Genomic DNA, 12,562 nt, shown 5'->3' on the forward strand with positions numbered 1-12,562 from the left:
CTGAAAAGCGACGTCCGGAGCTTGAGTATTTGCTTTGAATGCTTGTGCAAAGCAACGGGAATCGCTAGCAATTTCTGAATACTACGGCAATTTGCCGCCTTTGGAGACGCAATGATGAAAAACCGTGCCGGCTTGCTGGCCCTAGCAGTGCTCGTAATCGCAATCATACTGATGGTGTTTTTCGTCATGCCCCGGCTCGGTTCTGATGTGGCGAAGGTCGGTGACGCCATCAACCAGGCTGGCACCGAGGTCAACAATACGGTTAACGAAACATCCAAGACTTCCCGTTCCGCTGTCGCGGATGCCGCAGAAGCCGCCCAGAAGATCGGAAGCCTCACTGCCGATGCCGTCCGGTCCCTCTCCGGCCTGAAGGCGCTGTTTGCCGACGGCAAGGTGCCCGCCGCCGATGCGCTTGCGGGCGCAAAGACCGCAGCCGTGAACACGTTGACCGCGATCGTCGATTTCGCTGCCCCTGAAGGTCTCGACACGACCACTGCCGGCCTCGTCTCCAAGGCCAAGGATGGTGCCGGCAAGGCCCGCGACATCATCCAGAATCTTCCTGAAAATACCGCCGATGCTTTGGCCGCCCTCGCACGCGCCGAAGCCGCGCTGACTGGTGCGTCGGAGCCAGCCGGCCAGCCGGCCGCAGCCAATGGCCAGACTGCTGCCGATACCGCGTCCAACAGCGGTCCAAAGATCCCGGCATTCGACGTGCTTCGCGTCGAGCCAGACGGTTCGACCGTCATCGCCGGTTCGGCCGAGCCGAATGGCAAGCTGGAAGTGCTCGACGGCGACAAAGTGGTCGTGACGACCGATGTCGACGGCACCGGCGATTTTGCAGCCGTTCTCGACAACCCGCTTCCGGCCGGCGATCACCAGCTCGTGCTGAAGGTAACCGGGAAGGATGGCAAGACCACGCTGTCTGAAGAAGTTGCGACCGTTTCCGTGCCGAAGGACGGGAGCGGCAGCGAGTTGCTCGCCATGGTTTCCAAGCCCGGCACGGCCAGCCGCATCATTACCGCGCCGAAGGCCGAGGTCGCCGACGCCCAGACGCCAACTGCCAATGACGCGGCCGTGGCAGCCGCCGGCAACCAGACGACCGACAACACGCAGCCTGCCCCAAATGGCGCTCCGAATGACCAGGTCGCGATGCAGACGCCGAACACGCCCGCAACATCGAACAATGCGATCGTTCCCGGCACCCAGCAGGGCAACGCGGCTGCCGCCGATGTGATGATCAATGCAGTCGAGATCGAGGGCAACAAGATCTTCGTGGCCGGCACGGCTCGTGGCAATGCCAAGGTCGTCGGCTACGCCGACGATGCGCTGATCGGCCAGGATACGGCGGAGCCGGACGGTCACTTCGTTATCAGCGGCGCAATGAATCTCTCGGTCGGCGATCACAAGATCCGTGTCGATGTCGTCGATGGCTCGGGCAAGGTCCTCATTCGCGCGACCGTCAATTTCAACCGTCCGGAAGGCAATCAGGTGACGGTTGCCGCGCAGTCGGGCAATAATGCCAATCAGGCGATGGTGCCGCTCGACGAGGGCCAGCTCGGCAAGCTCGAGGGCGATGCGACGAAAGCCTTCAGCCTGCTGAAGGGCCTGTTCGCGGACGGCAAGCTACCGGGTGCGGAGCAGCTCGCAGCAGCCCGCTCGGCCACCGAGTTCGCGCTGCGCGCGCTCGTCGACTTCCGTCCGGGCATCGAAGCGACCGACGCCTTCAAGCAGGCATCGGCTTCGGCCTCTCAGGTTGCGGCGAACGCGCTGACGATGCTGCAGAGCCTGCCGAAGGATGCCAAGTCGGTCGGCGCGGCGCTCGACAAGCTCGGCGCGATCATTGCCGAACTGACGGTTCCCGGCGCCAATGTCGCGCCGATGCCGTCAAACGAGGCATCGGCGGCCGGCCAGCCGAAGACGATCGAGCAGGCGCCGCTGACGGCAAACAACAACGCTGTCATCATTCGCCGTGGCGATACGCTCTGGCAGATCTCCCGGCGTACCTATGGCCTTGGTGTGCGCTATACGACGATCTACATCGCCAACGAGGACAAGATCCTCAATCCGGACCGCATCCGTCCGGGTCAGGTCTTCGGCCTGCCGAAGGATGCGCTTCCGAATGCGGAGGAGCTGCACCGCAAGCGGCTCTCGGGCGGACACCTCTGATTCAAAAAAACGGCGGCCCATCGGCCGCCGTTTTCGTTAGGACCGCGCGCAATACCTCGCCGATAAAATCCCTATCAATGTTGTAATCCGCCAGCCGGTGGCATATCTCGCGGGGGCGGCGACAGGCCGCGGCGACAGCGGCCCGCCGGGCTGGAGACAAGCATGGCAAACGGCAAGACAGTTTCAGACTCCAACCTATTGGGAACGCTCTACAATCTTTGGCCCTATATGTGGCCGAAGGACAGGCCGGATCTGAGGATGCGGGTCGTCTGGGCCTCGGTCTACCTGCTCATCTCGAAATTCGTGCTGCTGCTGGTGCCCTATTTCTTCAAGTGGTCGACCGATGCGCTGAACGGCAGGATGGACCTGCAGGGCACGCTGCCGCCTCTGCTGATTGGTGCCACCGCTCTCGTCATCGCGTATAACCTAACCCGTCTCATCCAACTCGGCCTCAACCAGCTCAGGGACTCGCTCTTTGCCAGCGTCGGTCAATATGCGGTGCGTCAGCTTGCCTACCGCACCTTCGTGCACATGCACGAGCTTTCCCTGCGCTTCCATCTGGAGCGCAAGACGGGCGGACTTTCGCGCATCATCGAGCGCGGCACCAAGGGTATCGAAACGATCGTGCGTTTCACGATCCTGAACTCGATCCCGACAGTCATCGAATTCCTGCTGACGGCGGCGATCTTCTGGTGGGGCTATGGCTTCTCCTATCTCGCCGTCACCGCCTTCACCGTCTGGGCCTATATCTGGTTCACCATCCGCGCTTCCGACTGGCGCATTTCCATCCGCCGGGCGATGAACGACAGCGATACGGATGCCAATACCAAGGCAATAGACTCGCTCCTCAACTTCGAGACCGTGAAATATTTCGGGAATGAGGAGATGGAGGCCAAGCGCTTCGATAAGTCGATGGAGCGCTATGAAAAGGCGGCGACAGATGTGTGGACCTCCCTCGGCTGGCTGAACTTCGGCCAGGGCGTGATCTTCGGCATCGGCACGACGATCATGCTCGTCCTCTCGGCCTGGTCGGTCCAGCGCGGCGAGCACACGGTCGGCGATTTCGTCTTTGTCAATTCCATGCTGCTGCAGCTTTCCGTGCCGCTGAACTTCATCGGCTTCGTCTACCGTGAAATCCGCCAGGGCTTGATCGATATCGAGCAGATGTTCGATCTTCTGGAAGTGAAGGCCGAGGTTCTGGACGCGCCCGGCGCGACGGCGCTCGCCATCGGCCAGGGCGCCATCTCCTTCAAGGACGTGCATTTCGCCTATGATCCGGCCCGGCCGATCCTGAAAGGCATTTCTTTCGAGGTGCCCGCGGGCAAGACGGTTGCCGTCGTCGGTCCGTCGGGAGCCGGTAAATCGACGCTGTCGCGCCTGCTCTATCGCTTCTACGATATCCAGAGCGGTTCCATCACCGTCGACGGGCAGGACATCCGCACGGTCACCCAGAAGAGCCTGCGTTCGGTGATCGGCATGGTGCCGCAGGATACGGTGCTGTTCAACGACACCGTCGCCTATAACATCCGCTACGGCCGGCCCTCGGCCAGCGAAGCCGAGGTGAAGCAGGCGGCTGAAATCGCCCAGATCGGGCATTTCATCGAAATGCTGCCGGAGGGGTTCGAAACCAAGGTCGGCGAACGCGGACTGAAGCTTTCCGGTGGCGAGAAGCAGCGCGTGGCAATCGCCCGCACCATCCTGAAAGCCCCGCCGATCCTGATCCTCGATGAGGCGACCTCGGCGCTCGATACGACGACGGAGCGGGAAATCCAGACCGCACTCGATGTCGTTTCCAAGAACCGCACGACGCTGGTCATCGCCCACCGCCTGTCCACCGTCATCGGCGCGGACGAGATCATCGTGTTGAAGAGCGGCGAGATCGCCGAACGCGGCACGCATGCCGTCCTTCTGGAACAGAACGGGCTCTACGCGTCGATGTGGAACCGTCAGCGCGAGGCTACGCAGGCCGAAGAACATCTCAAGCAGGTCCGCGAGAGTGACGAACTCGGCATCGTCAACCGGCTGGCGCCGGCAAGCTAGTGCTGCAGACAGGCGGAACTGTCTGTTTTATTGTTTAGAACCGATGCAACGAAAGCGGCCTGAGATCCGCGCCATTGCTCATCAGGTCGTTTTTCTGTAACCAGCGGATACGAAAAACGACAGGAGACCGGCATTCATGAGCTTGTTCGATACGGTTCGCAACACGATCGTACCGGTGCACAAGGAGGGGTACCCCTTCGTCGCCGCCTTCTTCGTCGCGTCGCTCGTATTGGGCTGGCTCTTCAAGCCACTCTTCTGGGTCGGGCTTATCCTCACTCTCTGGTGCGCCTATTTCTTCCGTGATCCGGAGCGGGTGACGCCGCAGGACGATGATCTCGTCATTTCGCCTGCCGATGGCAAGGTTTCTTCGATACAGGTAGTCACGCCCCCTGCCGAGCTCAACCTCGGCAACGAGCCTATGCTGCGCATCTCCGTCTTCATGAACGTCTTCAACTGCCATGTGAACCGCGCGCCGATGCGGGGCCGCATCGTCAGCATCAATTACCGCCCCGGCACCTTCGTGAATGCCGAACTCGACAAGGCGAGCGAAGAGAACGAGCGCAACGGTCTTGTGATCGAGACCAGCCACGGCCAGATCGGCGTGGTGCAGATCGCCGGCCTCGTCGCACGGCGCATCCTCTGCTTCTCGCACGTCAATGAACCCGTCGATGCCGGCGAACGTTTCGGTCTTATCCGCTTCGGCTCGCGCCTCGATGTCTTCCTGCCGGCTAGTGCCGCACCACGCGTCTCGCTCGGCCAGACAGCGGTTGCCGGCGAGACGGTTATCGCCGAATTCGCCTCGGCAAAAGGCCCGGTCATCAGCCGTCGCAGCTAACTTTCAGGAGAGCGCGATATGGAACCACCCTTTCCGCCCTTCGAACCGAACGGCCCGAAGGACGATTCCGCCCGCGGGCCGCGCCTGCGCGAGATTCCGATCCGGCTCGTCGTTCCGAACCTCATCACCATCCTTGCCATCTGCGCCGGCCTGACCGGCATCCGGCTTGCTTTCGAAGGCCGGTATGAGCTGGCTGTCGCCATGGTGCTCGTCGCCGCTTTCCTCGACGGCATCGACGGGCGTGTGGCGCGACTGATGAAGGCCACGTCGAAATTCGGCGCGCAGATGGATTCGCTCGCCGACATCGTCAATTTTGGCGTCGCCCCCGCCCTCGTGGTCTATGTCTACGCGCTCGACGAGGCGCGTTCGCTGGGCTGGATCGCCGCGCTCATCTACACGATCGCTGCCGGCCTCAGATTGGCGCGCTTCAACGTGATGTCGGAGCGCGAGAACCGGGCGCCCTGGCAATCGGAATATTTCGTCGGCGTGCCGGCCCCGGCCGGCGCGATGCTCGTGCTTCTACCTGTCTATCTCGGCTTTCTCGGCCTCACCACCGACCGGATCTTCGCCTTTCTCTCCTCGGGCTACACGGTCCTCATCGCCTTCCTGCTCATCAGCCGCCTGCCTGTTTGGTCCGGTAAATCCGAAAGCCGGATGCGGCGCGATCTCGTGCTACCGGCGATGCTCGGCGTCGTGCTCTATGTCGCGATGCTGATGAGCTTTACCTGGGAAGTGATGGTCTTCACCGTCTGCGCCTACCTCGTTTCGCTGCCCTTCGGCGCGCGAAAGTGGAAGCGCAAATATGGCACGCTGACCATCGAGGAACCCGGTATCGGCGAGGACGACATCGGTCGTCACATCTGAGCATCCACTTTATTAAGTAAGTATTAACGAACGCAGGCTTCGGTTAAGCCTCGCGAATTATGGTTCGTGTTTACATTTCCTGATCGGCAATGCCTCTCTTTTGTCGCTATTAAAGACAAAAGAACAGGACAGATAAAATTCTAGGAAAACACGTAAGGAGAGTATCGTGACCTCGAAGAAGACAACGGAACAGCAGCAGACAGCCAAGCCGGATCTCGCGACCAACTACCGCCCGCTCGGACTCAAAGCGGTCGCTGCGGCCTCGATGATGGCAAAGCCGGCACCGGTCAAGAAGTCAGCCTAAGCGGGCGCGAAAAACCCGACGAGGAGGCTGATCGCCTGCAAGCTCCTGACGATGCCGATCATGACATCGGACCTTGCCATGCGGCGTATCTCGCGAAAGGGCTGCAAGCGACACATCTGTTAGCCAAAACTGGGGCCAGCAGACATCACCCGATTCCATTTAGCGTGACAGTGGAGCTGGGTTTCAAAAGAAGCTGAGCTGGCCGTCATCTGGTGTTTTTTTCTGCGGCGGCTTCGGCGCCTTTTCAAGCGGCACTGGATCCTGCAGGTCCGGCCCCATGTTGGCGACCTTATTGACCCTGTCGGAAACCGGAATCGCCTCGAAGAAATCCTCCTGAACCGGCTGCATCAGGCCCGCAACCTCGCGCGGCTCCTGCGTCTTGCAATCCAGCCATCGGGAAAAATCTTCCGGCTGGATGACGACGGGCATGCGGTCATGGATCGAGGAGATCGCGCCGTTTGCCTTCGTCGTCAGGATGGCGCCGGTGTCGACCTCAGAACCATCGGCCGAGGACCATGTTTCCATCAAGCCGGCAAAGGCGATAACACCGCCGCGGCGAGGCCGGATCCAATAGGCCTGTGCCTTCTCGCCGCTTTCTTTCGAAGGGCGATGCCATTCATAGAAGCCGGAGGCTGGGATGAGGATGCGGCGATGGCGCATGGCGGCGCGGAAGGAGGCCTTGCCGATCGCGGTTTCGGCGCGCGCGTTGATCAGCAGTGGAAATTCCTTGGGATCCTTGACCCAGCCCGGGGTGAAACCCCAGCGCACCAGAAGAGCGCGGCGATCAGGCAGGTTGCTGCCCGGCTCCTGCCCCTCGCCGGCGATGACGACCAGAATCGGCTGTGTCGGCGCGATGTTGTAGCGCGCCGGAAAGCCTTCCAACTCGGCAAGGCTGAAAGCTTCGGCGATATCCTTGACTACCTCTGTCAGGGCAAAACGTCCACACATAAAGGTTTCTTTGCATCCTGCCCCGGATGGGTCAAGGCGGTTTGCCGTCGTGCAATTGCAAATGGCAGGCGCTGCACATCTTTTGCGGAATGTTCTAACCGCGCGGCCCAAAGAGGATGATCGCCGTGCCGGCAAGGCAGACCAGCGCACCGCCGACGTCCCAGTGGTCGGGAACGCGATTCTCCACCAACCAGAGCCACAGCAGCGAGGCGACGATGTAAATGCCGCCATAGGCCGCGAAGGTGCGGCCTGCCGCTTCGCTCGGCACCAGCGTCAGCAGCCACGCAAAGAGCGCCAGCGATACCACGCCCGGCGCCAGCCACCAGACGGGCTTTGCCAGTCGAAGCCAAGCCCAGAAGGCGAAGCAGCCGGCAATTTCGAAGAGGGCGGCAAAGGTGTAGATCAGGTAGGTCAAGGGCGTCTCGCAGGAATCATGAGCCATATTCCACGCAATGCCGACGGTTGCGCAAGGTGAGCCGCCCGTGGGATAAGGCGGCATCACAGCAAAGCGTGCGAAGCGATGATCTCCCAAGCCAAACCCGCCTCTTCCGCCATTCTTGAACGTGATGGCCGATTCCTTCTCGTGCTTCGGCGAAACCCGCCTTCTGCCGACATGTATGCTTTTCCGGGAGGGCGCGGCGAACCCGGAGAGACACCTGAGGAAACGGCATTGCGCGAATTTCTGGAGGAGACCGGCATTCAGGCGCGAAACCCGCTTCTGTTTTCCACCTATGACCTGAAAACGCATGCGCCCGATGGCAGCATCAGCAGCCATTTCTTCCTTTCCGTCTTCCGCGTCGAAGCGGACCGCCATCTGGTGGCCGAAGCCGCCGACGATGCGGCAGCGATCGGCTGGTACAGTGTGGAGGAGATCCGACGCATGCCGGTGCCGCAAAGCGTGCTCGAATGCGCCGAGCGGCTCGCGGCCGGCGAATAAAAGTACTGCTGGAATAGTTTGCGGAATAGAAGTGGAAACTGCCGCATGCGCCTTGTTCCGGTCATGCTCCATGTATCAACTGGAAGCATGATTCCCGTTCGACGCGTCGTCTTGTCATCTCTTGTTTTTGGCGGGCTCGTCTGGGCCGGTGCCACAATGGCGCAAGGGGGCGCGCAAAGTGGGGTGCAGGGCGGTAAGAATGCGCCTCCGCCACCGGAGGAAATAGTGCCGCAGGTTGCGATCGTCCCCTATGACGACAAGCTGGCGCGGTTGGCTGAGGTTCTAGGTTCGGTGCATTATCTGCGCACGCTCTGCAAGGCGCCAGGGGCGGACGAATGGCGGGCCGACATGCAGCAACTGCTTGATTCCGAAACGGATGGAGAACCGCAGCGCAAGGAAAAACTGACCGCAGCCTTCAATCGCGGCTACCGGGCGTTCGCTTCGGTTTACACGGTTTGCACGCAGGCGGCCATCGTGGCGGAAGAGCGCTACCGTAACGAAGGTGCAACACTTGCCACAGAAATTACTTCGCGCTTTGGAAATTAACGTTTAATTAACCTGTTTTCGCATGCGCACGTGTCGTTTTGGGAAAAGGCTGTTAGTGTTGTTAACGTAGCGGTAAGACATGAGAAGTTCTGAGGAAAAGATAATGGAACCAAGCCTCAACGACATCGACGACATGATCGTCCACGAAAAGATGCAGGCGGCTCTGGAATACCAGAACGAGGCTTGGGCCGATGGCATGGCCGATGGCATCGAGCCTGAAATCATTGCCGATGCTGCAATTGCACATGCACTGCGCGAGACGATCAGACTGCATGGAGAAGGTAGCGCCGAGGCCTTGCTCGATTCGCTTCGCGACCGCATGCTGGCAGGTGAGTTTTCCACCAACAGGACCCTGCAATAAGGGCAATAAAGAGAGTCTCATGCGTACCGGTAAAGATCTTTCCCCGCGAATCCCGCTCGCGCCGGTCCTGCTTGCCATTGGCATCGCCGCAGGCAGCATGCTGTCTGCTTCTTCCGCCTACGCGCTTTCCGAACTTCAGAAAATCCCGGGGCAGCCCGATGCGCGGGCCACGGCGCAGCAGAGCCCGCAGCCGCCGGCTGCACCGCAGAACGGCTCTTCCGGCGTTCCCCAACCGGATCCGCTCGTCAACAAAGAGAGCGGCCAGAGCGTCGACAAGACGCCAGGTGCATCCGACGATTCCAAGCCCGTCGAAGTGATCTACGACATCAGCAAGGCGCCGGAACCAGTGCGCAAGATGCGCGAACAGATCGTCGAGGCCGCCGCTTCAGGCGATCTCGAACGCCTGCGCCCGCTGATGGGAACCGGCACCGGCCAGACCCAGGTGACTGTCGGCGAACCCACGGACGATCCGATCGGCACACTGAAAGATCTCTCGGGCGATCCCGATGGCGACGAGATCCTCGCTATCATGCTCGACGTCATCTCGACCGGCTTCGTGCATGTCGGCCAGGGCACGCCCGACGAAATGTACGTCTGGCCTTATTTTGCCGAAAAAGACCTGAAAACGCTGACGCCGCCGGAACGCGTGGAGCTGCTGCGCATCGTGACCGCGGGCGATCTCTCGGATATGCAGGAATTCGGCGGCTATAATTTCTATCGCGTCGGCATCGCGCCTGACGGTAAATGGAAGTTCTTCACGGCCGGCGACTGACGTCGCAGCGCTTGCACCTTCAGCGTCAAAGACCTACCTCTGAGCGACCATCAACGCGACAGGTTTCGCCATGCCAGCCGTATTCCTGAAAGACCGCTCGCTCATTGCCGTCGGCGGCACGGAAGCAGAAGCTTTTCTACAGAATCTCATTACCACCGACATCGTTTCGCTGGGTGCGGACGAGGCGAGGCCGGGCGCGCTTTTGACGCCGCAGGGCAAGATCCTGTTCGACTTCATGATCTGGCGCGACGGCGACGGCTTCATCATCGAAACGGATGCGGCCCAGCGAGAAGCCCTCTTGAAGCGGCTGATCATGTATCGCCTGCGTGCGCCGGTGACGCTGACGCCGGTTGCCGAGGACGGCGTGACCGTTTCCTGGGGCGAGGATGCCAAAGATGGCGTCAAGGACAGTCGCTTTGCCAAAGCCAATGTCACTGTTTTGCGTCGTATCGGTCATCATGGCAGCGACGATGCTGCGCTCTACGATGCGCTGCGCATCGAAAATGGCATCGTCACGTCAGGGCCTGATTATGCGCTGCAGGACGCTTTTCCGCATGACGTACTGATGGATTTCAACGGCGGCCTTTCCTTCAAGAAAGGCTGCTATGTCGGCCAGGAAGTGGTATCCCGCATGCAGCATCGCGGCACGGCACGGCGTCGCGTCGTGACCGTTTCGGCGGGCGCCGCGCTGCCTGCCAGCGGCACCGAAATCACCGCCAATGGCAAGCCGGTCGGCACGCTCGGATCCGTCGAGGGGACGAGCGGACTGGCAATCGTGCGCATCGACCGCGCCGGCGAAGCCATGGCATCCGGCACGCCTCTGCTTGCCGGCGATGTTTCGGTGACGCTCAGCCTGCCTTCCTGGTCCGGGCTGAGCTTTCCGACTTCCTCGGACGAGGCCAGCGCGTGACGAATGCGAAGGCTCCACGTGCCTGGCAACGCATGCTGTCCGGCCGGCGGCTCGATCTGCTAGACCCCTCGCCGCTCGACGTCGAATTGAGCGATATCGCCCACGGACTTGCACGCGTCGCCCGCTGGAATGGCCAGACGTCGGGTGACCACGCCTTTTCCGTGGCGCAACACTGCCTTGTCGTCGAATCCATTTTCCGGCATTTCAATGAAGCCACACCCGCCGATTGCCTGATGGCGCTGCTGCACGACGCGCCCGAATATGTGATCGGCGACATGATCTCCCCCTTCAAGGCGGTCGTCGGCGGTGGGTACAAGACCGTCGAGAAACGGCTGGAGGCGGCTGTGCATCTGCGCTTCGGCCTGCCGCCGCACCCCTCCCGCGAGCTCAAGGACAAGATCAAGAAGGCCGATACGATCGCCGCCTATTTCGAGGCGACTGTTCTTGCCGGCTTCACGCCGGCCGAAGCGCAGAAATTCTTCGGCCAGCCGCGCGGGATCACGCGAGACATGCTCGCGATCGACCCCGTCCCCGCGCTCGAAGCGCAGCGGCTCTTCTGCAAGCGCTTTGCCGAGATCGAGGCGAAGCGGAGCGCTGGCGCGTGACCGTGATCGTGGTTTCTCCCCTGGCGCGTATCGGCGAAATGGCCGTGCGGTACAAGGCGCGCGAGATGATCAGCCTGATGGCGAAGGAGCAGGCCTTTCACCGGCCGGGCGTCATCCAGGCCGACCGGCATCTGCTACTCAACATGAACGATATTGTCTTCAAGGGTACGGGTGATCTCGTGGCGCCTGACGAAAAGCACGTGCGGGCGATCATCGATTTTGCCGCCGGCTGGCAACAGGAGGCACCACTGCTCGTCCATTGCTGGATGGGTGTATCGCGCTCGCCTGCCGCGGCGCTGATCGCGGCTCTCTCGCTCGCGCCCGAGCAGGAGGATATGGCGCTTGCCCATCGGCTGCGAACCGCTTCGCCCTATGCGACACCAAATGCGCGGATCGTCGAAATCGGCGATGCGCTGCTTAACCGGCGCGGCCGGCTCGTCGATGCCGTGAGAGCCATCGGCCGTGGTGCGGAGGCTAATGGCAACGCACCTTTCGTGCTGCCCGTCAGGGACAATTCAAACGGTTGATGCTCCTCGCCCCCTCCTCCATCCGGCTTGGACGAGCACGCGGAACAGCCGGTCTGGGTGATGGCGAGCCCCATCAGCCGCTCGGCCTAATCCGGTACGGCCGCCGGCGCCGACCAGACGCAGCCAGAACCTATTTGATCACGCCGCAGGCGATCCTGTCGCCGGCGCCGCCGGATGGCTGGCTTCGATAATCATCAGAATCGGCATGCACCATCAGCGCCCGGCCACGCACGCCATCCTCCTTGCCATCGAGCGAGATCATGGTGTCGAAGATCTGTGCGCGCAGGATGCCGTCCTGACCGACAAACTGGTTCGGCATGTCGCCTGCATGCGGTCCCTTGGCCGCCAGGAAACCATGCTCGGCCTTGGTCGGATTGAAATGGCCGCCAGCTGATTCATGATGGGATGCCGCGTCACAGCGGCCCGTTTCGTGGATATGAAAGGCAACCCACTTATTGGCCGGCAGGCCGGAAATTTCCGCCTCGATGAAAACGCCGCCATTGGCGGCAGCGGTCAGCGTGGCGCGGCCTGCCTCCTTGCCGTCGGGGCCGATAAAATTCGCCGTCGCCGTCTGCTTGTCCTGGGCAAAACCTTGGGAAGCCGCCCCAAGCATGCCGAGGACAGCGATGATGCCTATGATTTTCATCGGGATTCCTTCCGTTTCGGGGACTGAGTCCCAACGCCTCACAAAGGAAGGTGTTCCGGTCTGCATAAAAGGCAAGAAAAAGCCGGCCGCGAGGCCGGCTG

General features: G+C 61.3%; 14 protein-coding genes and 1 pseudogene. 12 read left to right on the forward strand and 3 right to left on the reverse strand.

Translation table 11 applies throughout. The features are described 5' to 3' along the window. The first annotated feature begins 111 nt into the window (after positions 1 to 111). The 5 genes and pseudogenes from FHT78_RS13180 to FHT78_RS13200 all read left to right on the forward strand — a co-directional run bounded on the left by FHT78_RS13180 (position 112) and on the right by FHT78_RS13200 (position 6,209). Positions 112 to 2,166, forward strand: coding sequence for a LysM peptidoglycan-binding domain-containing protein (locus FHT78_RS13180; protein ID WP_183744325.1), 2,055 nt, complete (start codon positions 112 to 114; stop codon positions 2,164 to 2,166). Positions 2,167 to 2,328: 162 nt separating this feature from the next. After that, positions 2,329 to 4,206, forward strand: a complete 1,878-nt coding sequence (locus FHT78_RS13185) for an ABC transporter ATP-binding protein/permease (RefSeq protein WP_183744328.1) — start codon at positions 2,329 to 2,331, stop codon at positions 4,204 to 4,206. 133 nt (positions 4,207 to 4,339) lie between these two features. Continuing rightward, positions 4,340 to 5,041: pseudogene (locus tag FHT78_RS13190) on the forward strand (phosphatidylserine decarboxylase); the annotation flags it as partial. An 18-nt stretch (positions 5,042 to 5,059) separates the two neighbouring features. Continuing rightward, on the forward strand, positions 5,060 to 5,905 hold the full coding sequence (gene pssA, locus FHT78_RS13195) for a CDP-diacylglycerol--serine O-phosphatidyltransferase (RefSeq protein ID WP_183744336.1): 846 nt from the start codon (positions 5,060 to 5,062) through the stop codon (positions 5,903 to 5,905). 166 nt (positions 5,906 to 6,071) lie between these two features. Then, complete coding sequence (locus FHT78_RS13200) at positions 6,072 to 6,209, forward strand: hypothetical protein (protein WP_183744339.1); 138 nt, start codon at positions 6,072 to 6,074, stop codon at positions 6,207 to 6,209. A gap of 183 nt (positions 6,210 to 6,392) precedes the next feature. Here FHT78_RS13200 and FHT78_RS13205 read toward each other — a convergent pair whose 3' ends face one another. Both FHT78_RS13205 and FHT78_RS13210 read right to left on the reverse strand, forming a co-directional pair. Beyond that, positions 6,393 to 7,157, reverse strand: a complete 765-nt coding sequence (locus FHT78_RS13205; protein WP_183744342.1) for an SOS response-associated peptidase — start codon at positions 7,155 to 7,157, stop codon at positions 6,393 to 6,395. Positions 7,158 to 7,251: 94 nt separating this feature from the next. Continuing rightward, the gene (locus FHT78_RS13210; protein WP_183744345.1) at positions 7,252 to 7,572 is read right to left on the reverse strand and encodes a YnfA family protein; all 321 of its coding nucleotides are present in this window, start codon (positions 7,570 to 7,572) and stop codon (positions 7,252 to 7,254) included. A gap of 105 nt (positions 7,573 to 7,677) precedes the next feature. Here FHT78_RS13210 and FHT78_RS13215 point away from each other — a divergent pair, with 105 nt between their 5' ends. From FHT78_RS13215 to FHT78_RS13245, 7 genes are all read left to right on the forward strand, one after another. Further along, positions 7,678 to 8,094, forward strand: a complete 417-nt coding sequence (locus tag FHT78_RS13215) for an NUDIX domain-containing protein (protein ID WP_183744348.1) — start codon at positions 7,678 to 7,680, stop codon at positions 8,092 to 8,094. Between the two features lie 63 nt (positions 8,095 to 8,157). Continuing rightward, the gene (locus FHT78_RS13220; protein ID WP_183745337.1) at positions 8,158 to 8,640 is read left to right on the forward strand and encodes a TIGR02301 family protein; all 483 of its coding nucleotides are present in this window, start codon (positions 8,158 to 8,160) and stop codon (positions 8,638 to 8,640) included. A 103-nt stretch (positions 8,641 to 8,743) separates the two neighbouring features. Then, positions 8,744 to 9,001 carry a hypothetical protein gene (locus FHT78_RS13225; protein ID WP_018115578.1) on the forward strand — a complete coding sequence of 86 codons (258 nt, stop codon included), beginning with the start codon at positions 8,744 to 8,746 and terminating at the stop codon, positions 8,999 to 9,001. A 19-nt stretch (positions 9,002 to 9,020) separates the two neighbouring features. Next, complete coding sequence (locus FHT78_RS13230; RefSeq protein WP_183744351.1) at positions 9,021 to 9,773, forward strand: hypothetical protein; 753 nt, start codon at positions 9,021 to 9,023, stop codon at positions 9,771 to 9,773. Positions 9,774 to 9,843: 70 nt separating this feature from the next. Then, a complete protein-coding gene (locus FHT78_RS13235) occupies positions 9,844 to 10,683 on the forward strand; it encodes a folate-binding protein YgfZ (RefSeq protein WP_183744354.1) in 840 nt (279 codons plus the stop codon). Continuing rightward, positions 10,680 to 11,288, forward strand: a complete 609-nt coding sequence (locus tag FHT78_RS13240; protein ID WP_183744357.1) for an HD family hydrolase — start codon at positions 10,680 to 10,682, stop codon at positions 11,286 to 11,288. Before FHT78_RS13235 ends, FHT78_RS13240 begins: the two co-directional genes overlap by 4 nt. After that, positions 11,285 to 11,815, forward strand: coding sequence for a tyrosine phosphatase family protein (locus tag FHT78_RS13245; protein WP_183744360.1), 531 nt, complete (start codon positions 11,285 to 11,287; stop codon positions 11,813 to 11,815). Before FHT78_RS13240 ends, FHT78_RS13245 begins: the two co-directional genes overlap by 4 nt. A 130-nt stretch (positions 11,816 to 11,945) precedes the next feature. Here the strand turns inward: FHT78_RS13245 and FHT78_RS13250 are convergent, their stop codons facing one another. Beyond that, entirely contained in the window at positions 11,946 to 12,461 is a 516-nt protein-coding gene (locus tag FHT78_RS13250) for a superoxide dismutase family protein (protein WP_183744362.1), read from the reverse strand. Positions 12,462 to 12,562 lie beyond the last annotated feature (101 nt).

Origin of the sequence: Rhizobium sp. BK196, assembly GCF_014193255.1 — a bacterium.
In the GTDB taxonomy this organism is placed as follows: Bacteria; Pseudomonadota; Alphaproteobacteria; order Rhizobiales; family Rhizobiaceae; genus Rhizobium.

Bases quoted from the DNA above. Each gene is read 5' to 3' on its own strand.
- FHT78_RS13180 (WP_183744325.1), top strand. From the start codon at position 112: ATGATGAAAAACCGTGCCGGCTTGCTGGCCCTAGCAGTGCTCGTAATC.
- FHT78_RS13185 (WP_183744328.1), top strand. From the start codon at position 2,329: ATGGCAAACGGCAAGACAGTTTCAGACTCCAACCTATTGGGAACGCTC.
- pssA (WP_183744336.1), top strand. From the start codon at position 5,060: ATGGAACCACCCTTTCCGCCCTTCGAACCGAACGGCCCGAAGGACGAT.
- FHT78_RS13205 (WP_183744342.1), bottom strand. From the start codon at position 7,157: ATGTGTGGACGTTTTGCCCTGACAGAGGTAGTCAAGGATATCGCCGAA.
- FHT78_RS13215 (WP_183744348.1), top strand. From the start codon at position 7,678: ATGATCTCCCAAGCCAAACCCGCCTCTTCCGCCATTCTTGAACGTGAT.
- FHT78_RS13220 (WP_183745337.1), top strand. From the start codon at position 8,158: ATGCTCCATGTATCAACTGGAAGCATGATTCCCGTTCGACGCGTCGTC.
- FHT78_RS13225 (WP_018115578.1), top strand. From the start codon at position 8,744: ATGGAACCAAGCCTCAACGACATCGACGACATGATCGTCCACGAAAAG.
- FHT78_RS13230 (WP_183744351.1), top strand. From the start codon at position 9,021: ATGCGTACCGGTAAAGATCTTTCCCCGCGAATCCCGCTCGCGCCGGTC.
- FHT78_RS13235 (WP_183744354.1), top strand. From the start codon at position 9,844: ATGCCAGCCGTATTCCTGAAAGACCGCTCGCTCATTGCCGTCGGCGGC.
- FHT78_RS13250 (WP_183744362.1), bottom strand. From the start codon at position 12,461: ATGAAAATCATAGGCATCATCGCTGTCCTCGGCATGCTTGGGGCGGCT.